Consider the following 20585-nt stretch of genomic DNA (forward strand, 5'->3'; position numbering starts at 1 on the left):
TCCTTGGTCAGATCTTGGTTTTGATCACGGCGGTTTCGGGGTCGCCGGTATTGGGTGTGCCGGCAGGCTCGATAATGATGAGATGGGTTTCCTCATCGGCGCGCGGGCAATGCTCGACACCCTTCGGCACCACGTACATCTCGCCTGGCCCCAGCACGACATCGCCATCGCGCATCTGGATGGTCAGCCTGCCTGAGAGCACGAGGAACAGGTCATCGGTATCGGGATGCGAGTGCCAGTTGAACTCGCCATTCACCTTCACCACCATCACGTCATGACCATTGAACCCGGCGACGATCCTGGGGGACCAAAGCTCGCCGAAGGTTGAGAGTTTCTCAGCCAGATTGATGGATTGCATGTTCATCACCCGCGCCTCAATGCGCCACGGCCGCTGCCGCGGCTTCGTCGATCAACCGGCCCGTCTGGAATCGTTCCAGCGTGAACGGAGCGTTGATCTTGTGCGGCTCGTCACGCGCGATCGTATGCGCAAAAACATTGGCCGATCCGGGGGTGGCCTTGAAGCCGCCGGTGCCCCAGCCGCAATTCACATAGAGCCCCTTCACCGGGGTCTTCGAAAGAATCGGCGAGCGGTCGGGCGTCACATCGACAATGCCGCCCCAGGAGCGCAGCATCTTCATCCGTGTGAACATCGGGAACATCTCGCAGATGGCATCGAGCGTATGACTGAGAATGTGCAGCCCGCCGGTCTGCGAATAGGACGTGTACTGGTCGGTTCCAGCCCCGATCACCAGTTCGCCCTTGTCCGACTGCGAGATATAGGCATGCACCGTATTGGACATCACGACGCAAGGGAAAACCGGCTTGACCGGCTCGGACACCAGCGCCTGCAGCGGGTAGCTCTCGAGCGGCATGCGCACACCGGCCATTTCCATGATCACCGAGGTGTGCCCGGCCGCCACGATGCCGACCTTCTTGGCGCCGATGAAACCGCGGCTGGTCTCCACACCCGAAACTGATCCGTCCGCCGCACGGCGCACGCCGGTGACTTCGCAGTTCTGGATGATATGAACGCCCATGTCGGCCGCGGCGCGCGCATAACCCCAGGCCACCGCATCATGGCGGGCCGTGCCGCCGCGGCGCTGCAAGGCCGCACCCACTACCGGATAGCGTGCCGACTGGTTGATATTGAGCGGCGGGCAGAATTCCTTGGCCTGTTCCGGCGTCAACCATTCATTGTCAATGCCGTTGAGCCGGTTGGCATGGATATGCCGCTTGAAAACTTGCGTGTCATGGACATTGTGCGCCAGCATCATCACGCCACGCGCCGAATACATCACATTGTAATTGAGGTCCTGCGACAGCCCGTCCCAAAGCTTGAGCGCGTGGTCGTAAAGCCCCGCGCTTTCATCATAGAGATAGTTTGAGCGGATAATCGTGGTGTTGCGGCCGGTGTTGCCGCCGCCGAGCCAGCCCTTTTCGATTACGGCGATATTGGTGATACCGTGCTCTTTGGCCAGATAGTAGGCGGTTCCAAGCCCGTGGCCGCCGGCGCCGACAATGATAACGTCGTAGTCCTTTTTCGGCTCGGGCGAGCTCCATTGCTCGGGCCAGCCCTTGTGGCCGCGCATTGCCTCGCGGGCAACGGCAAAAGCAGAGTACTTGCGCATATCTGTCTGGCTCCAAACGGGTTTGGTATTACGTGACCAAGCAAGAGCAAATTCGAATGCTCCGCATCGGCTCTTTTGCGACTTCCGGACCACCATGAATGTCGCAGTGCGCTTTGTCGCACCCGGACCTTCCAGCCTGTCCTTGGAAACCTGCATGTTTTGCACGGCAATGAAAAATACTCCGGCACCTGCATTGTCAAGTTGCCGGGGACTGGACTTGAGCGTTCGAAACTGGTATCTGCCACCTCAATCGTAACGCCCTCGGCCGAACGAACGGAATTTTTGTTTGCCAGGGTTGCTTCAGCCAACCGAAAACTCGAAGGAACGGGATCAACGTGCAGGTACTTGTCCGCGATAACAATGTCGATCAGGCGCTCCGCGCTCTCAAGAAGAAAATGCAGCGTGAAGGCATTTTCCGCGAAATGAAGATGCGTGATTTTTATGAGAAGCCGTCGCAGAAGCGGGCTCGCGAGAAGGCAGAAGCCGTTCGCCGCGTCCGCAAGCTGGCCCGCAAGCGGGCGCAGCGCGAAGGTCTTATCGGTGGCGGTCGCCCCGCAGCGCCTTCTCGCTGATCCAGCCGTTTTTTTGCCCTTTTAGGGTTGCATGAATTGGAGGCGGAGACGAGTATTCGTCTCCGCCTTTTTCCGTGTGGTGGGCCGGCTTGATGCCGGGCAAGCAAATGATGGGGCGTGAACGATGGGCTTGATTTCAGCCGTTGAAACAAAACGAAGGGGGCCGACCGGCATCCGTTCCTTGTTGTTGATGGCTGCGTTGTCCGCAATCTCCATCGCTCTGACAGGCTGCAACACAACAGCACCGGTCGACACGATCTCGATCGACCGGACCCAGGGCACGGAAGAAAACATCTCCTCGCTGACCGATGTTATCCGGCGGAACCCTTCCGATCCCGAGGGCTACAATGTGCGCGGGTCGGCCTACGGGCGCTCCGGTCAGTTCCGCAACGCTCTGGACGATTTCAACCGCGCCATCGAACTCAACCCGTCCTTTTTTCAGGCCTATTCGAACCGCGCCCTGATCCACCGGTCGATGGGCAACCTGGTCGAGGCCGCCAATGACTACAACCGCGCGCTCCAGATCAATCCGCGCTACGATGTAGCCTATATCGGCAGGGGCAACCTCTATCGCCAGGCCGGGCGGACCAACGAGGCGATGAATGATTTCAATCGCGCCATCAGCCTGCAGACCACGGATCCGCGTGCCTACCACAATCGCGGACTGATCAAACAGCTGCGCAACGAACATACGCAGGCGATCGAGGATTTCTCCGCGTCCATTTCGCTGGCTCCGAATTCGCCCGAACCTTACAACGGCCGGGGCATTTCCTACGTCGCGCTGAACGACGATGAAAATGCTTTCGCCGACTTCAACCGGGCCATCGAGCTCAACCAGCGGGTAGCAGAATCCTGGGCCAATCAGGCGCTGATTTATGAGCGTCGCGGTGACAAGGCACGGGCTGCAAAATCCTACGCCCGCGCGGCTCAACTTGATCCCAAGTACCGCCCAGCGGTCGATGGGCTTGCCCGCGTCCGCTGACATTTCCGTTGCATTCTCAGCCGCAACACTCTGCCGGACACTAAAAGCGGAGACCGCGCATGTTGGTGACCAGAGGCAGGCGGCTGATCGATTTCACTCCTTATCCAAAAGCAGGTCCGCGGAACCATTGAAACCCGAGCACGTTGTGGTGTCGAACCAACAAACAGAAAAGTGAGTTCGACATGATCGGGAAGACGAAAATTTCGGCTGCGGCTGCAGTCATCGCTACCATCGCACTTGGCGCTTCAGCCGTTCCCTCACAGGCGGACAGCGTTGAACTGGGTTTGCTGGAATGCGTCGTCGATGGCGGCACTGGCTTCATCTTCGGCTCCTCCAAGGACCTTTCCTGCGAGTACACGCCGGCAAACGCCACCGCCCCTACTGAAGCCTATTTCGGCGTCATCAACAAATTCGGACTGGACATTGGTGTGACCGGGACCACCGTCATCCAGTGGATCGTTCTTGCACCGACCACGGACTACGAGTACCAGCCCGGCTCGCTTTCCGGCGATTATCAGGGCGTCTCTGCCGAAGCCACCGCAGCGGCCGGCGCCGGCGTCAACCTGCTGGTCGGCGGTTCGGATGAAACATTCTCGCTCCAGCCTGTGAGCGTTCAGGCGCAGGAAGGCGTCAATGTCGCCATCGGCATTGCGGAACTGCAGCTACGCTCGATCGCCGACTGATCGAACAATCAGCATCCACAATGCAGAAAGGCCCGGACATTGCTCCGGGCCTTTCCATGTCAGTTTCGCGCTTTAGGCTTAGCCGTGTTCGATCGCCTTGACGATGTCATCGGTCATCTTCTTGGCATCGCCCAGCAGCATCATCGTGCCGTCCTTGTAGAACAGCGTGTTGTCGATGCCGGCATAGCCGGAACCAAGCGACCGCTTGACGAAGAGACAGGTACGGGCCTTGTCGACATCCAGGATCGGCATGCCGTAGATCGGCGAGGACTTGTCGTCGCGTGCTGCAGGGTTGGTCACGTCGTTGGCGCCAATCACATAAGCAACGTCGGCCTGTGCGAACTCCGAGTTGATGTCTTCGAGTTCGAAGACCTCGTCATAAGGAACGTTCGCCTCCGCCAGCAGCACGTTCATGTGACCCGGCATGCGGCCGGCCACCGGATGGATGGCGTATTTCACCTCAACGCCCTGCTCCTTGAGCTTGTCTGCCAGTTCGCGGGTTGCGTGCTGCGCCTGGGCGACTGCCATGCCGTAGCCTGGCACGATGATCACCTTGGAGGCATTGGCCATCAGGAATGCGGCATCGTCGGCGGAGCCGAGCTTGACCGTACGGTCGATGTCGTCGTCGCCTGCCGCCGCACTCTCGCCGCCAAACCCGCCGAGAATGACGGATATGAACGACCGGTTCATGCCCTTGCACATGATGTAGGACAGGATTGCACCGGAAGATCCCACCAGCGCACCGGTGATGATCAGCGCCAGGTTGCCGAGTGTGAAGCCGATACCGGCCGCAGCCCAGCCCGAATAGGAATTGAGCATCGACACCACCACCGGCATGTCGGCTCCGCCGATCGGAACGATGATCAGCACGCCCAGGACAAGCGACAGCACGACGATCAGCCAGAAAACGGTGTAGCTTTCGGTCGCCACCAGCATCCCGACAAGTACGACAATGCCAATGGCAAGCGCCGCATTGATGACATGGCGCATGGGCAGCATGATCGGCTTGCCGGACATCCGGCCGTCCAGCTTCAGGAACGCGATGATCGATCCGGTGAAGGTAATGGCACCGATTGCAACGCCAAGCGACATCTCGATGAGTGCCTGCGCATGGATCTCGCCCACCTCGCCGATACCGAAGGCGTGCGGCGAATAGAGCGCCGCAGCGGCAACCAGCACGGCGGCAAGACCGACAAGGCTGTGAAAGCCTGCGACCAGCTGTGGCATCGACGTCATGGCGATCTTGCGGGCAATGTAGGCACCCGCGCCGCCACCGATGGCAAGACCCGCGATGATCAGCACAAACCCGCCGAACGACGGTTGCGCCAGAAGCAGTGTCGTCACGATGGCGATCGCCATGCCGACCATGCCGTAGAGGTTGCCCTGGCGGCTGGTGGTCGGATGCGAAAGGCCCCTCAGAGCCATGATGAAAAGAACGCCCGAAACGAGGTAGGCGAATGCGGCAAAATTTTCTGACATCAGCCGGCCCTCACTTCTCTTTTTTCTTGTACATGGCCAGCATCCGCTGGGTGACGAGGAAGCCACCAAAGATGTTGACCGACGCGAGCACCAGCGCAACAAATCCGAACCCGGTTGCCCAACCCGAAAGCGAAGCACCGACTGCGAGCAACGCACCGACGACGATGACGGAGGAGATCGCGTTCGTGACCGCCATCAGCGGTGTGTGCAGCGCCGGCGTCACCGACCAGACCACGTAGTATCCCACGAAGATCGCCAGCACGAAGATCGCCAGCCGGAAGACGAACGGATCGATCGCGCCGCCGCTTGCGGCATGAACCGCGGCAGCCACGCCATCACCGGCGGGAGCGGCATTTTCCGCAGCTGCCCGGACAGCGCTTACGGCCTGCTCCAGGTTTTCAAGAGCGGTATCAAGTGCGGACCCTGCCATCATGCTGCTCCCTTGCTTGTTTCGCCACCAAAGGCCGGATGGACGACGGCACCACCATGGGTAAGCGCGGTTGCTTTGACCAGCTCGTCTTCCATGTTCACAGAGACCGTCTTGGCTTCCTTGTCGATCATCGTGTCAAGGAATGTCAGCAGGTTCTTCGCATAAAGAAGCGATGCGCTTGCCGCGATCTGGCCAGGCATGTTGAGGATGCCGATCACTGTCACTCCATCGACCGTGACGGTTTCTCCCGCCTTGGAGCCTTCGATATTGCCGCCACGCTCGACCGCGAGATCGACCGCGACCGAGCCGAGACGCATGCTCTTGAGCATGTCCTTGGAGATCAGCTTGGGCGCCGGACGCCCGGGAATAAGTGCCGTGGTGATGACGATGTCCTGCTTGGAAATGTGATCTGCGACCAAGGCGGCCTGCTTGGCCTGATATTCCTTCGACATTTCCTTGGCGTACCCGCCCGAGGTTTCCGCTGCTTTGAACTCATCGTCCTCGACGGCGATAAACTTGGCACCAAGCGAGGCAACCTGTTCCTTGGCGGCAGGCCGCACGTCGGTCGCCGAAACCGCCGCTCCGAGACGGCGGGCTGTTGCAATTGCTTGCAGTCCTGCCACGCCGGCACCCATGACGAACACCTTGGCGGCAGGGACCGTGCCTGCTGCGGTCATCATCATCGGCATCGCCCTGTCAAACACATGCGCCGCTTCGATCACGGCCTGGTATCCCGCAAGGTTTGCCTGCGAGGACAGCACATCCATCGATTGAGCGCGCGTGATCCGCGGCATCAGTTCCATGGCGAAAGCGGTAACACCTGCCTTGGCCAGAGCCGCAAGGGCCTTCTCGTTGCCGTAAGGATCCATCTGCGCCAGCACGATCGCGCCGGATTTGAGAGACTTGATTTCGGTCTCGGACGGACGCCGCACACGAAGCACGACATCGGCCTTCTTCGCATCCGCGGCCGTCCCGGCCTTTGCGCCGGCTGCAACGAAGTCCGCGTCAGCAATCCGCGATTTCTCGCCGGCACCTTTCTGCACGATGACATCAAGACCAAGCGCGGTCATCTTCTTTACGGTCTCCGGCGACGCGGCAACGCGCGATTCCAGAGAATCTGATTCTTTGGCTACAAAAACGATGGCGCCCACGAGAGCCCCTCCTTTGGCAAACAGGATGAGACGAGTCGAGACGGATCAGACGGGATCCGATACCAACACGCGGCGAACGTTCAACGGGCGAGAAGGCTGCCGCCGATGCTCAGAACGATGAATGACAGGATACCGGTTATCGCACCTGCGCCGGTAAAGAAGTACACGGCCATTGCGATGAGCAAGGCGACAATCACGATTGTCCCGTACTTGGCGCCTGCCAGAAACAGCGCATAGGTTTTTTCATGCTCGGAATAATCCATAGCAGCCCCGGTTTCGGCAGGACCGTTCATCTGTTCAGCCATACTGTAGCTCCCCAATTGGCAATTCATGCACGGATTACACAAACCGCGACCATTGTGCAATGGACATCAGGTCACAGGACGGCGGCAAAGCCCCGGCGCATTCTCACCCGCGCCTCAGCCAGACAGCCGCATGAACGTGCCGATTGATCAGCCGGCCTGCTGGAGTGCATAGCGTGCCGTCGGCCGGATGGTCAGCGGCGGCATGTACAGTTCCTGCCTGGGTGCGAACATCAGTCGGCGCTCGCAGAGTTGGGAATTGAAAAATGGAAAACGGTCATAGATCTTCTGCAATTCGACATGCGCATTGGACGCATGCAGCTCGATATTGCTGTCGTATTTTTCAAAATACCTCGGCTCCACAAGCGGATGGGAATTGAAGATCCGCTTGTAGAAAGCCCGATGATTCGGCTTGATTACCGAGAGGCAGTAGTCCGTGTGAAAGTAATCTGTGGCCATGGTCGCGACCCTGAGGGTCAGGTACGGCAGGGCAGGATACTCGCGCATGATATCCGGGTCAGCTGCGAACCTGACTGGATCGATGAACGTCTGGCCGGCATCCAGCAAGGGGTTCATAACGTCGGGAAAATGCGAAACCGCAACGCTATCGCGCTCTGCGGAGGTCACGTGATGAACGCGGATGGTCGACACCAGTTGTTCGTCGAAATAGATGCCCATCACATGGGCATTGGGCTTGAAATCAAGGTCGTCGATCAGCAATGAGCCATTCTGCGGCGCAAGCCCCACCATGGTGAAGGCCTTGTAGCGAATACGGGCAACATCCTCGAGATCGTTCGCGTTGTCGACGCGGCGATACTCGATGCTCTCCAGGAAGCGCATGACGCTTGCACTGAAGCCCGTAATTTTGCCTTGAGCCGCATTGGCCATTGATGACAAGTCCTCATCGTTGCGTACGACGAAAGCTTATCGTTAAATTTGTCTTAATCAATCGCGCCAGGCCGGCTTCAGCGCGCTAACCCTTCATTAAGGTTAACGAAACCTGAAATTGCGATGGAAAAACAATGACGCTATGAAAAAATGCCGGGGAGAATTCATCGGCCTAATTGCAAGCTCGTTTTGCCTACAACCAGACGAGAGCTTGTGACTGTATGTGCGGCGAACGCCTTAGTTGCCGGACTTCCGCACCTGCTCCGCCTCGCCGACAACGCTAAGCCGTCGCGGGTTGCTGGACAGCTTGTTTGCCAGCTCGATGAAGGATCCGTGCGGCATCGGGGTGCCGAAAATGTACCCCTGGATGATATCGGCGCAATTGTTGTCGCTGATCATCACCAGCTGATCTTCGGTTTCAACACCCTCGACAACCACCTCAAGTCCGAGCTCACGGGCAAGGTGGACCACTCCCCGCAGCAGCTTCAGCTTCTTCGGATCCTTGGTCAGATCCCGCACGAACGACCGGTCGATCTTGACCTTGTTGAGCGGCAGCATGTCGAGATAACTCAGGCTGGAGTAACCGGTACCGAAATCGTCGATGGCGATCGACAGGCCCATGGAACGAAGTTCCGTGAGGATTTCGCGCGCGGTCTTCAGGTCATTCATGAGACCACTTTCGGTGATCTCCAGTTGCAGCCGGCCCGGCGGCAGGTCGGTGCGGTCGAGAGCGTCGGCAATCACCGAAATGATCGCCCTGTCATTGAGATCATGAGCGGAAAGATTGACCGAGACCTGAAGGTTCGCCGGCCAGTTCGCCGCATCCTGCAAGGCACGCTCGATAACGCACCGCGTCAGTTCGCTGATGATTCCCATTTCTTCGGCAAGCGGAATGTAGACCGCCGGCGAGACCGGCCCCAGCTCAGGATGAATCCAGCGGGAAAGCGCTTCAGCACCCACGATCCGGGTGCCCTGGGTGTTGAACATCGGCTGATAGAACAGGTCCATTGCCCCGGTCCGGATCGCCTCGCGCAACGCTGCCTTCATGCCCTGGCGCTCCGAATAGCGCTGGTCCATGGAAGCCTCGAACAGGGTCCATCGGTTCTTGTCCCGCCGCTTTGCCTCATACAGCGCAAGATCGGCCTGGATATGCATTTCCTCGATCTGAACGCCCGATACCGGCGCCATCACCACACCGCCCGAAAGGCTGATGAAGAGCTTGTGCCCGTCAATGATGTAGGTTCCGCGCAACGTGTCGATCACGTGATCCATCGTGGCGTGAAGATCATCGAGATCCTTCACCTCGGGCAGGAACAGCACGAACTCATCACCACCGAAACGCGAAACCACGAATTTCGGCCGCGACAGCGAGCGGAGCCTGTTGGCGATCGCACACAGCAGCTTGTCGCCGTTGACGTGACCCATCGTGTCGTTGACATGCTTGAAATCATCAATGTCCAGCACGGCCAGCGCCAATTGTTGGCCCGGCTTTGCGCTGGCAATCTTCATACCAACCACTTCCTTGAACCAGGACCGGTTTGGCAGGTTGGTAAGATTGTCAAACCGCGCCATGTGCAGGATACGCTTCTCGGACTGGATCCGTTCGGACACATCTTCGAATATCAGCACTACGCCCTTTTCGCCGCGATAGCGCGCGGTGAATTCAAGCCAGGTTGTCTTGTCAAACCGCACCAGGGCCCGATCATCCCGACCGCTGACGAGACTGTCGAGATGCTGGTTGATTTGCCCGAAATTCTCTTTCGCGATCACTCCATTGCGGGTACCCAGCCTCAACGCGGCTTTGAGCGCGCGCCCGGTCAGGTCCGTATTCCTGTCAATGCTGAAGAATTCGCGTGCCTTGCGGTTGGCGACTTCTATCCGCCCGTCCCCGTCAAGCATGAACAGGCCATGGGACATGTTGTTGAGAGCAGTATCAAATCTTTCGGCAATTTCCGCGGTCTTCCGTTCGGCGGTAACCGAGTTGAAAAGGAAATCACGCACGCCATTGGCCATCGAACGTGTCGTCAGGAAAAGCGGCAGCAGCAGCACCGCAAGAACCATCATGAACGGGTCCCGCGCCATCAGGAAGCCAGCCATCATCGGCAGGCAGGCGGCGAGAATGATCATGTCAACGTTGAGTTTAGAGCCAAAGTTTCGCCCGACCACCGAGATCATCGTGGCGATGGTGACCGAAATGGCCGCAAGTTCGGCAAACGGATCCTGCGCCATGACAAGCGCATGACCACAAACGGTCCCCAGGATGAAGGCCGCTACGAGGGAGCCGGCGACATAGCGCTTCTCCCAACGCAACGTGTCTGCCAGCTTGAAAGTCGATTTGTCCTTCCGGTCGAAGGCCATCATGTCGAGGGTCCGCGCTGCCCAGGTCACGAACAGAGCCAGGGCGGCATACAGATAGAAAGGATCATCGATACGCAGATAGATCGCCAGGGTCGTGACGAGATGGGCCACCATCCCTGCAGCCAACGTGCCCCGCTTTTGATAAAGCGAGGCAACGAAGGACAGACGAACCTCGTCTGCAAATGTTGTGTTGTCTGCGGGCTGCATGAACACTAATCCCTGAATCTGAGACAGCAACGTACCAGAGGGAAATTAAGAACACATTTATCCGACACCCATTTTGGACAACAATCTCAATGAATTATCGTTTCCAAAATCTCGGTTAACAAGTTAATAATTAGGAATTACTAAAGTAAATTGAAAAGTTATTCCGCAGCAATTGAAGCAGGTCTGGAAACTCCTTCAAGGATTGACTTCTTGGATTTCTCTTTCTCGGGAAATATTGACTTGAAATTACGCTTCTTGACGTGCCCGTAACCTTTTATTTTCATGGGATATGCAAGAAACTCCGAAATCTGGTCAGAATTATCCCTCCGCAGGGCAACGCAGATCTGCTTCAATTCATCCACAAACACTGCTAGGATCTCACGCTCCATACGCCGTTCGTCACTGTAGCCGAACATATCAAGAGGCGTTCCTCGCAACACCTTGAGCGTCGCCAGAACAGGAAACAGCACCCTCATTGCTCCACCAAAAGAGGTTTTCTTCGGGTGGCCGTTGGCGTCCTTGCGTCGAAGTACCGGGGGTGCCATGTGGTATTCGAGCTTGTCGTAACTCTCGAACTGTCTACCCAGCTGCCGCTTGAAGCTGCCATCGCTGTAAAGACGCGCCACTTCGTACTCATCCTTGATCGCCATCAGCTTGAACAACGAACGCGCGGCAGCCTCGGAAACCGGCCCCGCTTCGCCGCAGGCAAGCACTTCGGCTTCCACAAGAGGTTGCAGCGTTTCCCGGTACTTCACGGCCCAGGCCTTGTTCTGGTAGCCGCGGAGAAACTCCGCTCGGCGGTCGATGATGTCGGCAACGGTTTCCTTGGCCGCAGGCTCCGCGGCCCCAAGCTGGTCGGACATCAGCGCCTCGACGGACTGCGGGTCATGCGCCGCCTTCCTGCCCCAGCGGAAAGCCGCGATGTTCATCGTCACCGCCTGGCCATTGAGACGAATGGCTTCCTCCACCGAGGCAGGTGTCAGAGGCAGGGCACCCTTTTGCGACGCCATTCCCAGCATGAACATGTTGGCCGCGATGGCGTTGCCGAACAGGCGCGTGGCTGCGAGCGTCGCGTTGAAGAAACTGGTGCGATCCGCTCCGGCAGCCTTTACGATCGCCCGCTTCAGCCGCTCCGTCGGCAGGGAAAAGTCCGCATTGCGGGTGAAATCGCCCGGCATGACCTCACTGGTGTTGACCAGGAACGCGGTTTCACCTTCACGCACCGACGTCAGCACCTTCCGGGATCCCGAAACAACCAGATCACAGCCAAGCACCAAGTCGGCCTTGCCCGCGGAAATTCGGATGGCGTGAATGTCTTCAGGCTTGCTGGCGATGCGGACATGGGAAAACACCGCCCCGCCCTTCTGCGCCAGGCCGGCCATGTCGATCATGCCGCATCCCTTGCCTTCCAGATGCGCGGCCATGCCCAGAATGGCGCCAATTGTCACCACGCCGGTTCCACCAACGCCATCGATGATCGATGCCCAACCATGGTCGAGGGAGGCAACTTGGGGATCCGGCAGCCCTTCCAGGGGATCGGGCGCCGATTTGAGCACAGTGGTGTCCGCCTTGCGGATGCGTCCGCCATGCACGGTTACGAACGACGGACAAAACCCCTCGATACAGGAATAGTCCTTGTTGCAGCTGGACTGGTCGATCTTGCGCTTGCGCCCGAATTCGGTTTCGACAGGCTGGATCGAAACGCAGTTCGACTGGACACCGCAGTCACCGCAACCCTCACAGACCAGTTCATTGATGAAGACCCGTTTGTCCGGATCGGGATAGGTGCCCCGCTTCCTGCGCCTCCGCTTCTCGGCAGCGCAGGTCTGATCATAGATCAGAACCGTCACACCCGGCACGTCCCGCAGTTCGCGTTGCACGGCATCCATCTCGGAGCGGTGATGAATGCTCATTGCGGACGGCCAGGCCGTGCCTGCCGGATACCTGTCCGGATCATCGCTGACCAGAGCGATACGTTCGACACCTTCGGCGCGAACCTGGCGCGCAATGGCGTCAGCGGTCAGCCCGCCTTCATGGGTCTGTCCACCCGTCATCGCAACGGCATCATTGTAGAGGATCTTGTAGGTGATGTTGGCGCCCGAGGCGATCGCAAACCGCAACGCCAGAACACCGGAATGGTTGTAAGTACCGTCCCCGAGGTTCTGGAAGATATGCTCACGCGTGGTAAATGGCGCCTGGCCGACCCACTGCGCCCCCTCGCCGCCCATTTGCGTGAACCCGCTTGTATCCCTATCCATCCACAACGACATGAAATGACATCCGATCCCGGCTGCGGCAACCGAGCCCTCCGGAACCTTGGTCGAGGAATTGTGCGGGCACCCCGAGCAGAAATAGGGCGTGCGCGTCGACACGTCCGAAACAGTCGCCAGCATGCTCTGGAACTGGCGGATGCGCTTCACCTTGGCGTCAATGTCCTCAGCGTATCCGATAACCTTCAGGACGCGTTCGCCGACGGCGACGGCGATATCGTTGGGATCGAGCGCCCCCTTCACCGGGAACAGCCAGTCGCCGCGCTCGTCGCGCTTGCCAACCACCACCGGCTGGCGCGCGGTGCCGTAGAGCGCTTCGCGCAACTGGCTTTCCAGCAGCGACCGCTTCTCCTCGACGACAATCACCATGTCGAGACCATCGACGAATTCGGCCATGTCGGGCAAATCAAACGGCCACGGACAGGCCACCTTGAACAGCCGGACGCCGATCTGGTTGGCCCGCGCCTCGTCGATCCCCAGGTCGTCAAGAGCCTGGCGCACATCCAGATAGTTCTTGCCAACCGTCAGGATGCCGATCTTGGCATTGGTCCCGCCTGAATAGATGATCCTGTTGAGGCCGTTTGCGCGAATATAGGCACTCGCCGCATCGCGCTTGTATTCATGCAGCCGCATTTCCTGACCGAGAAAATCGAGGTCGTTGGCCCTGATGTTAAGCCCGCCCGGAGGCACTGTGAAATCAGGCAGGATGATCTTAAGACGGTCAACACCCGCATCCACCGATGCAGTCGATTCGACGTTGTCCTTGACACATTTGAGAGCGGCCCAGGTTCCGGCAAACCGGGACATGGCAAACCCGTGCAGGCCGTAATCGATCATTTCCTGCACGCCGGCCGGGTTGAGAATCGGAATCATCGTGTCGATGAAATTGAACTCGGTCTGGTGCGCATTGGTCGAACTTTCCGCCGTATGGTCATCGCCCATCAGCGCCAGCACGCCGCCATACCGGGATGACCCGGCAAGGTTTGCGTGACGGAACACGTCGCCCGAACGGTCGACGCCAGGCCCCTTGCCGTACCAGAGCGCAAACACGCCGTCATACTTGCCGGTTCCATCCAGGCCGGACTGTTGCGTTCCCCAGCAAGCTGTCGCGGCAAGCTCTTCGTTCAGACCCGGCTGGAACACGATATTACGCTCCGTCAGGGAGCGCTGCGCACGCAGGATCTGCTGGTCGAGGCCACCAAGCGGAGATCCACGATAGCCGGAAACGAAGCCCGCGGTGTTGAGGCCTGCCCGACGGTCCCGCTCATGTTGCATCATCAGCAGGCGAACCACTGCCTGGGATCCAGTGACAAAGATGCGCTCCTTGGTCAGGTCGAACTTGTCGTCGAGCGAAACATCATGGACTGTCATTTCCGGTCTCCTCAAACCTGTGCAGCCGGGCTCACCGCTATCCCGGCCTGCTACGGGCTACTCCCAACCCGTGAACTTTGAAGTGATATTTGGGCCTGAGCTCGAAACGGTCAATCGATTTCATGACCGCCCTTCCATTGCGCAATCAGACTGGCGGCCCATACGCCGAAACGAAATTATCTTTCGTTACAACGCTTTTTCGCGACCGATTCAACGGCCGATCGAATGCCCGCCGTCGACGGTTATGGAGCTACCGGTGAGATAGGCGCCCGCTTTTGACGCTAGCAACAGCACGACACCGTCAAGATCATGTGTCTCGCCAAGCCGTCCCGTGGGATTTTGGTCGGCCATGATCTTGGCTCCCGGCCCCTTGAGAAACGGCGCCGTCAGTCCGGTTTCGAACCATCCAGGCCGGATCTCGTTGACCCTGATCCCGTGTTTGGCCCATTCCAGCGCAAGGCATCGCGTCATCTGGCTGACCGCTGCCTTTGACGCTCCATAGGCCGACACCTGCCGCATCGGCATCTCCGAAAGCACGCTCGACACATTGATGACCGACCCACCGCGACCGTCGCGGATCATCCGCCGCGCAGCTTCCTGGGCCACCATGAAGGCGCCTTCCACATTGATGGACATCAGGTTGCGCAGTGTCTCGCGAGCAAGATGTGTCGCTTTGTCGCGATGCGCGACACCGGCATTGTTGATCACCACGCTCACCGGGCCGAGGGCTGCCTCGGCAAGGTCGAACCCCGCGCTGATCGTGTCGTCATCGCGCACATCCATCGGCACCGCCACGGCCTGTCCGCCAAGTTCCAGAATAGAGTTCACCCCGGCTTCAAGGCTTTCCGGATCGTTGCCAGCAAGCGCAAGCCTTGCGCCATTGACCGCCAGTGCCCTCGCCATGGCAAACCCCATTCCGGTGCCACCACCCGTCACCAGCGCAACCTCTTCGGACACATTGAACAATTCGCTTGCCAGCACCATCCACCTCTTCCTGCCACATGCAACAAGCGGTATAGCGGCAGTCGGGGTTTGAAGCCACCGCCCGCGATCCCATCGACTGGTAAAATTAATGCACCACTCGTTGCTTTTCGCGTGTTTTTCCTGATATGGGCTGGCGCAGCATCCTGCAAATGCTATGGGTGATGCAAAACGGGAACCATGGTTGATCACACCTTGTACAAACAGGGGTGAAATCATCGGGAGGGCAATATGGGAAGTCTTTTGGCATTGAGCCGGCTCATCGACCGGATCAATGAATTCGTTGGACGCAACGTGTCGTGGCTTGTCCTGGCAGCGGTGCTTATCAGTGCCGGCAATGCGACGATCCGCAAAATGTTCGACATGTCGTCAAATGCCTGGCTGGAGGTGCAATGGTATCTCTTCGGAGCCGTTTTCATGCTGGCAGCGGGGTACACCCTGCGCAAGAACGAGCATGTCCGGATCGACGTGATCGCCGGCAACCTGTCGAAGAGAACCCGAGACTGGATTGATCTGTTCGGCCACTTCCTGTTCCTGCTCCCGTTCTGCCTGATGATGACCTACCTCGCCTGGCCGTTCTTCTGGCGCTCCTTCAGCTCCGGAGAAATGTCGAGCAATGCAGGCGGCCTGATCATCTGGCCAGCCAAGCTGAGCATTCTGATAGGCTTCATCCTGCTGACCGCACAGGCCTTCTCCGAGATCATCAAACGCATTGCGGTTCTTCGCGGCATCATCAACGAAGAGCCTGGGCATGATCACTCCATGCCGCCACAGGTCGAAGCAGCCTCTGAAATGAAGGACGGCAACAATGCTTGATCTCATTGCCCACAACCTCGCACCCATCATGTTCGTCACCGTTATGGCGATGTTGCTGATCGGTTATCCGGTAGCTTTCACCCTCGCCGCCGGCGGCATGTACTTCTTCGTCGTTGGTGTGGAACTCAGCCACATCTCTCCGGAAATCCGTCTGTTCTGGCCGCTCGCCCAGGCGAACATGAACCGTGTCTTCGACATCATGCGCAATGACACGCTGCTGGCGATCCCGTTCTTCACCTTCATGGGACTGATCCTCGAACGGTCGCGCATGGCCGAAGATCTGCTCGACACCATTGGTCAGCTTTTCGGCACACTTCGCGGCGGCCTCGCCTTCGCCGTGGTCGTCGTCGGGGCATTGCTTGCAGCAACCACTGGCGTCGTCGCCGCATCCGTCATCGCGATGGGGCTCATCTCCCTGCCGATCATGATGCGCTACAACTATCATCCCGGTCTGGCGGCAGGCACCATCGCGGCATCCGGCACGCTTGCACAGATCATCCCGCCGTCTCTGGTCCTTATCGTGATGGCCGATCAGCTCGGTCGGTCAGTCGGCGACATGTATGTAGGCGCCTTCTTCCCTGCGCTGATCATTGTCGGCATGTACTGTGCCTACATCTTCGCAATCACCCTGATCAAGCCGGAATGGGTCCCTGCCCTGCCGCCGGAAGCCCGTCCGCTTGGTGACGGCGGACGCTCGCTTTATGTCATTATCGGCTTGGCAGTCGCATTGTTCTTCGTCTGCGATTACTTCGTCTTCGACGATCTTCGCTATGAAACGCGAGTAGTCTGGTCAGCCCTCGTCGCCACCATGATCCCCTACGCCTTCGCGCTGCTCAATCGCAGCATGAATCTCGGCTATCTGTCGAAAATGGCTGAGCAGGTTGTTATCGTGCTGATCCCGCCACTGGCGTTGATCTTCCTCGTTCTCGGAACGATTTTCCTCGGCATCGCCACACCCACCGAAGGTGGCGCGATGGGCGCAACCGGCGCTCTGATCATGTCGCTGATGAAGGGCCGGCTTGATCGGAAGACACTTCTGCAGGCACTGGATTCGACCGCCAAGCTCGCAACCTTCGTGATGTTCATCCTGATCGGAGCGCGCGTTTTCGCCCTTACTTTCTACGGTATCTCCGGGGACCGCTGGGTGGAAGAGCTTCTGCTGGCGCTGCCCGGTGGAGAGGTCGGCTTCCTGATCACCGTTTCGATCGTCGTCTTCATTCTCGGCTGCTTTCTCGATTTCTTCGAGATTGCCTTCATCATGGTGCCGTTGCTGGCGCCGGTGGCCGAGAAGCTGGGGATCGATCTGATCTGGTTCGGTGTCCTGCTCGGTTTCAACCTGCAGGCCAGCTTCCTGACGCCGCCCTTCGGGTTCGCATTATTCTACCTGCGGTCGGTGGCACCAATCAAAGCCTGGTACGACAAAACCACAGACCGGATGATCGAGCCGATTTCGACCAGGGCGATCTACACGGGCACCCTGCCGTTCATCGTGATCCAGATCGTCATGCTTGGCATCCTGATCGCCTTCCCGGGCCTTGTGACGCACTACAAGACCGAACCGGTGATCATGAACCAGGGCGACATCAACGAGGAGATCAACAACATCGGCGGCGGCGGATTTGGCCTGCCGGGCTCGGGTCTCAGCCTCGATGGTGGCCTCAGCCTGCCCGGCTCGCCCAGCCTTGGAGAACCCGGAAACGGCATGCCGGCGATGCCAAGCTTCGGCGAACAGCCCGCTCCGGCCGATCAGGGCGCAGCCCCTGCGCCTGGCGGCTTGCCTGCTCCGGGCGGAGCGACCGGTTTGCCGAACTTCGATTGATGGAAACACACCAACCGCGCGACTGAAGTCGCGCGGTACCCCTCAAGACCCGGCAAAGAAATTTGCCGGGTTTTTTGTCTGTCACTTAGGGCGAAGAACTGTACCTCGTCCGAGCCTTTGCCAAGGCGCGCCAGGACAGGTGGGATCTGACGTCCATTATCCTGCAACTGTCTGCGAAGCTGCCATGAACCACCCGGCATGGGCTGCCGGCAAAGGCGCTGCGGGAAAGGCAACGGAAACGCCGGCACTCCGTTTGAGGCACTGCCGCCAAGACCCCAGGAATGAGCCGTGCTGCCTTTCGGGCCGCAATCATTTTCATACAGAAAAGCCCCGGAGCTTTTCAGCTCCGGGGCCTTGAAGGCATTTTGCGAAGTGGCGTGGCTTAGAGCTTGCCGCCGCGCTGCTGGATCATCATGAAGGTGTCCATGTTGTATTCGGACAGCTGGAACCAGAGGTAGCCGTCGCCGCGATAGCCCATGTAGCTGTCATGCAGCTTCTTGAAGTCAGCGTTTTCCGCGCCGATTTCCGCATAGACCTTGTTGGCTGCATTGAAGCAGGCTTCCAGGATCTCGAGGCTGTAGGGACGCAGCTTGGTGCCTTCCGACACCAACTTCTTCAGAGCCGGCGGGTTGAGTGTGTCGTAACGCGCCATCATCACGCTGTTGGCCAGAGCCGAAGCCGACTTGACGACGCCCTTGTAGGCGCTCGGCAGTTCGTTCCACTTGTCGATGTTGATCAGGTTCATCAGCGTCACGCCGCCTTCCCACCAACCGGGGTAGTAGAAGTACGGGGCAACCTTGTTGAAGCCCAGCTTGGAGTCATCGTACGGGCCAACGAATTCGGCCGCGTCGATGGTACCCTTTTCAAGCGCAGCATAGATGTCGCCGCCAGGAATGTTCTGCGGCACAACGCCGACTTCCTGGATGATCCGGCCGCCGAAGCCACCGATACGCATCTTGAGGCCCTGCATGTCAGCCACGGTGTTGATTTCCTTGCGGAACCAACCGCCCATCTGGGCGCCGGTGTTACCGGCCGGGAATGCGATCATGCCGTTCTTGGCATAGAACTCGTTGAGCAGGTCGAGACCGCCGCCTTCATAGAGCCAGCCATTGGTCATGCGCTGGTTCAGGCCGAAGGGAACGCCCGTTCCGAACGCCCAGGTCGGGTCCTTGCCGAAGAAATAGTAAGATGCGGTATGTGCCATCTCGATGGTGCCGTCGCGAACCGCGTCAGCGCCTTCAAGCGCGCCAACGATCTCGCCAGCGCCGTAGGTCTGGATTTCGAAATTGCCATCTGTTGCTTCAGCAACAGCCTGCGCGAAAACTTCGGCAGCGCCGTAGATGGTGTCGAGCGCCTTCGGGAAACCCGACGAACAGCGCCATGTGACTTTCGGCATTGTCTGAGCAATGGCCGGAGCGGCCAGGGTTGTTGCGGCTGCAGCGCCTGCACCGGCTACCCCAGCCTTTTTGATAAAGGAACGACGATCCATAAAAACCTCCCAGTTGAAGTAACGCCGCGAGGCAAGGGATTTGTCTACCAATTGCACCCCAGCGACATGGGCTGACCTAACCATGTTGCGGCAGGCCTTTCAAGCAAAAGAGGTCAATTTCGGCCACAATGGTCAATTTTTCTTGCCAGTTCGAACCCAGGCAAATTTGAGTAAAAATTTTCGTAATTCTCAGGCGCTGCCTCAAGCGCTGCGGAATTGACAAAGAACCCGCGAAACGCAAAAACCTCAGACTGCAGGTCGGTGTGGCCGATCGGGCGAACCAAGGGAAACGGGCGATGCACAGTGGACTAGTCGCAATACCGGCGGATATCCGCGAATTCGATGGATACAGTTGGCACGCCGCCCCCGATCAGTACATCATGGCAGCCGTCAAAGGCTCGAATGTGTTGCCACTGATTGTGCCGGCGCTGGCGGATGGGACTGATGTCGACATGGTGCTGGACCGTGTCGATGGCGTGCTGATCAGCGGGTCACGCACCAATGTCCACCCGTCCAATTACGGCGAGCCGGAAACCGAACACCATGGCCCCTTCGATCCTGCCCGCGACCTGCTCAGTATCGCGCTCATTCGCCGCACAATCGAGCGCGGCATTCCGCTGCTTGCCATCTGCCGCGGCATCCAGGAACTCAACGTGGCGCTGGGCGGTTCGCTTGCGACCGAGATCCAGGCCCTTCCGGGCAGGATGGATCACCGCAAGCCCCAGACCGAAGACCGGGATGCGGCTTTCGCCATCCGCCATTCCATCAAGGTCAAGGAGGGAAGCTGTCTCGCCTCCATCGTTGGCCATGGCGATGTGAATGTGAACTCGCTGCACCGCCAGGCGATTTCGGAACTGGCGCCGAGGCTGGCGGTCGAGGCGGTCGCCGAAGACGGGACGATCGAAGCCGTCAGCGTCATCGATGCCAAGGGCTTTGCCATTGGCGTACAGTGGCACCCCGAATACTGGGTCGGAAACGACGAGATCTCCGACAAGATTTTTGCGGCCTTTGGAGACGCCGTCCGCGCCCGCCACGCGCATCCGGCCGCGGCCGCGGCCGCGGAGTAGCGCAGACCGGCCAATGACACTCAACCGGCTTCGACTGCATGGCGCAATCGAAGCCGCAGAGCGATCACAAGCCACCGGCTTGATCAATTCAC

The 20585-nt window shown here is 58.8% G+C and carries 17 protein-coding genes; 6 read left to right on the forward strand and 11 right to left on the reverse strand.

Going from position 1 to position 20585, the window contains the following annotated elements; all coding sequences use genetic code 11:
• Nucleotides 1-7: 7 nt before the first annotated feature.
• Nucleotides 8-364 (reverse strand): cupin domain-containing protein, encoded by a 357-nt coding sequence (locus SPHINGO391_RS19280; protein WP_152010360.1) that lies wholly within the window; start codon nucleotides 362-364, stop codon nucleotides 8-10.
• Nucleotides 365-374: 10 nt separating this feature from the next.
• Nucleotides 375-1628, reverse strand: a complete 1254-nt coding sequence (locus SPHINGO391_RS19285; protein WP_152010361.1) for a sarcosine oxidase subunit beta — start codon at nucleotides 1626-1628, stop codon at nucleotides 375-377.
• A gap of 335 nt (nucleotides 1629-1963) precedes the next feature.
• Between SPHINGO391_RS19285 and rpsU the strand changes: the two genes are divergently transcribed.
• The 3 genes from rpsU (at nucleotide 1964) to SPHINGO391_RS19300 (ending at nucleotide 3865) form a co-directional block, all read left to right on the forward strand.
• On the forward strand, nucleotides 1964-2200 hold the full coding sequence (rpsU, locus tag SPHINGO391_RS19290; RefSeq protein WP_152010362.1) for a 30S ribosomal protein S21: 237 nt from the start codon (nucleotides 1964-1966) through the stop codon (nucleotides 2198-2200).
• A gap of 190 nt (nucleotides 2201-2390) precedes the next feature.
• The gene (locus SPHINGO391_RS19295; RefSeq protein ID WP_244615259.1) at nucleotides 2391-3182 is read left to right on the forward strand and encodes a tetratricopeptide repeat protein; all 792 of its coding nucleotides are present in this window, start codon (nucleotides 2391-2393) and stop codon (nucleotides 3180-3182) included.
• A 182-nt stretch (nucleotides 3183-3364) separates the two neighbouring features.
• On the forward strand, nucleotides 3365-3865 hold the full coding sequence (locus tag SPHINGO391_RS19300) for a DUF992 domain-containing protein (protein ID WP_152010364.1): 501 nt from the start codon (nucleotides 3365-3367) through the stop codon (nucleotides 3863-3865).
• A 78-nt stretch (nucleotides 3866-3943) separates the two neighbouring features.
• Here the strand turns inward: SPHINGO391_RS19300 and SPHINGO391_RS19305 are convergent, their stop codons facing one another.
• From SPHINGO391_RS19305 to SPHINGO391_RS19340, 8 genes are all read right to left on the reverse strand, one after another.
• Entirely contained in the window at nucleotides 3944-5344 is a 1401-nt protein-coding gene (locus SPHINGO391_RS19305) for an NAD(P)(+) transhydrogenase (Re/Si-specific) subunit beta (protein WP_152010365.1), read from the reverse strand.
• Between the two features lie 10 nt (nucleotides 5345-5354).
• The gene (locus SPHINGO391_RS19310; RefSeq protein ID WP_152010366.1) at nucleotides 5355-5774 is read right to left on the reverse strand and encodes an NAD(P) transhydrogenase subunit alpha; all 420 of its coding nucleotides are present in this window, start codon (nucleotides 5772-5774) and stop codon (nucleotides 5355-5357) included.
• Nucleotides 5774-6925, reverse strand: coding sequence for a Re/Si-specific NAD(P)(+) transhydrogenase subunit alpha (locus tag SPHINGO391_RS19315; RefSeq protein ID WP_152010367.1), 1152 nt, complete (start codon nucleotides 6923-6925; stop codon nucleotides 5774-5776). Before SPHINGO391_RS19315 ends, SPHINGO391_RS19310 begins: the two co-directional genes overlap by 1 nt.
• An 80-nt stretch (nucleotides 6926-7005) precedes the next feature.
• On the reverse strand, nucleotides 7006-7230 hold the full coding sequence (locus tag SPHINGO391_RS19320; protein WP_152010368.1) for an aa3-type cytochrome c oxidase subunit IV: 225 nt from the start codon (nucleotides 7228-7230) through the stop codon (nucleotides 7006-7008).
• 147 nt (nucleotides 7231-7377) lie between these two features.
• Complete coding sequence (locus tag SPHINGO391_RS19325) at nucleotides 7378-8115, reverse strand: hypothetical protein (RefSeq protein ID WP_152010369.1); 738 nt, start codon at nucleotides 8113-8115, stop codon at nucleotides 7378-7380.
• A gap of 237 nt (nucleotides 8116-8352) precedes the next feature.
• Nucleotides 8353-10680: an EAL domain-containing protein gene (locus SPHINGO391_RS19330; RefSeq protein ID WP_152010370.1), complete on the reverse strand. Its 2328-nt coding sequence runs from the start codon at nucleotides 10678-10680 to the stop codon at nucleotides 8353-8355.
• Between the two features lie 158 nt (nucleotides 10681-10838).
• The gene (locus SPHINGO391_RS19335) at nucleotides 10839-14321 is read right to left on the reverse strand and encodes an indolepyruvate ferredoxin oxidoreductase family protein (protein WP_152010371.1); all 3483 of its coding nucleotides are present in this window, start codon (nucleotides 14319-14321) and stop codon (nucleotides 10839-10841) included.
• 210 nt (nucleotides 14322-14531) lie between these two features.
• Nucleotides 14532-15302: an SDR family oxidoreductase gene (locus tag SPHINGO391_RS19340; protein WP_152011639.1), complete on the reverse strand. Its 771-nt coding sequence runs from the start codon at nucleotides 15300-15302 to the stop codon at nucleotides 14532-14534.
• Between the two features lie 231 nt (nucleotides 15303-15533).
• Here SPHINGO391_RS19340 and SPHINGO391_RS19345 point away from each other — a divergent pair, with 231 nt between their 5' ends.
• On the forward strand, nucleotides 15534-16118 hold the full coding sequence (locus tag SPHINGO391_RS19345) for a TRAP transporter small permease subunit (protein ID WP_152010372.1): 585 nt from the start codon (nucleotides 15534-15536) through the stop codon (nucleotides 16116-16118).
• Nucleotides 16111-17937 (forward strand): TRAP transporter large permease subunit, encoded by a 1827-nt coding sequence (locus SPHINGO391_RS19350; RefSeq protein ID WP_152010373.1) that lies wholly within the window; start codon nucleotides 16111-16113, stop codon nucleotides 17935-17937. Before SPHINGO391_RS19345 ends, SPHINGO391_RS19350 begins: the two co-directional genes overlap by 8 nt.
• Nucleotides 17938-18319: 382 nt before the next feature.
• Here SPHINGO391_RS19350 and SPHINGO391_RS19355 read toward each other — a convergent pair whose 3' ends face one another.
• Nucleotides 18320-19426 carry a TRAP transporter substrate-binding protein gene (locus SPHINGO391_RS19355; RefSeq protein WP_152010374.1) on the reverse strand — a complete coding sequence of 369 codons (1107 nt, stop codon included), beginning with the start codon at nucleotides 19424-19426 and terminating at the stop codon, nucleotides 18320-18322.
• 296 nt (nucleotides 19427-19722) lie between these two features.
• Here SPHINGO391_RS19355 and SPHINGO391_RS19360 point away from each other — a divergent pair, with 296 nt between their 5' ends.
• The gene (locus SPHINGO391_RS19360) at nucleotides 19723-20493 is read left to right on the forward strand and encodes a gamma-glutamyl-gamma-aminobutyrate hydrolase family protein (protein ID WP_152010375.1); all 771 of its coding nucleotides are present in this window, start codon (nucleotides 19723-19725) and stop codon (nucleotides 20491-20493) included.
• The last annotated feature ends 92 nt before the right edge of the window (nucleotides 20494-20585 follow it).

Source organism: Hoeflea sp. EC-HK425 (assembly GCF_902498795.1).
Lineage (GTDB): Bacteria > Pseudomonadota > Alphaproteobacteria > Rhizobiales > Rhizobiaceae > Hoeflea > Hoeflea alexandrii.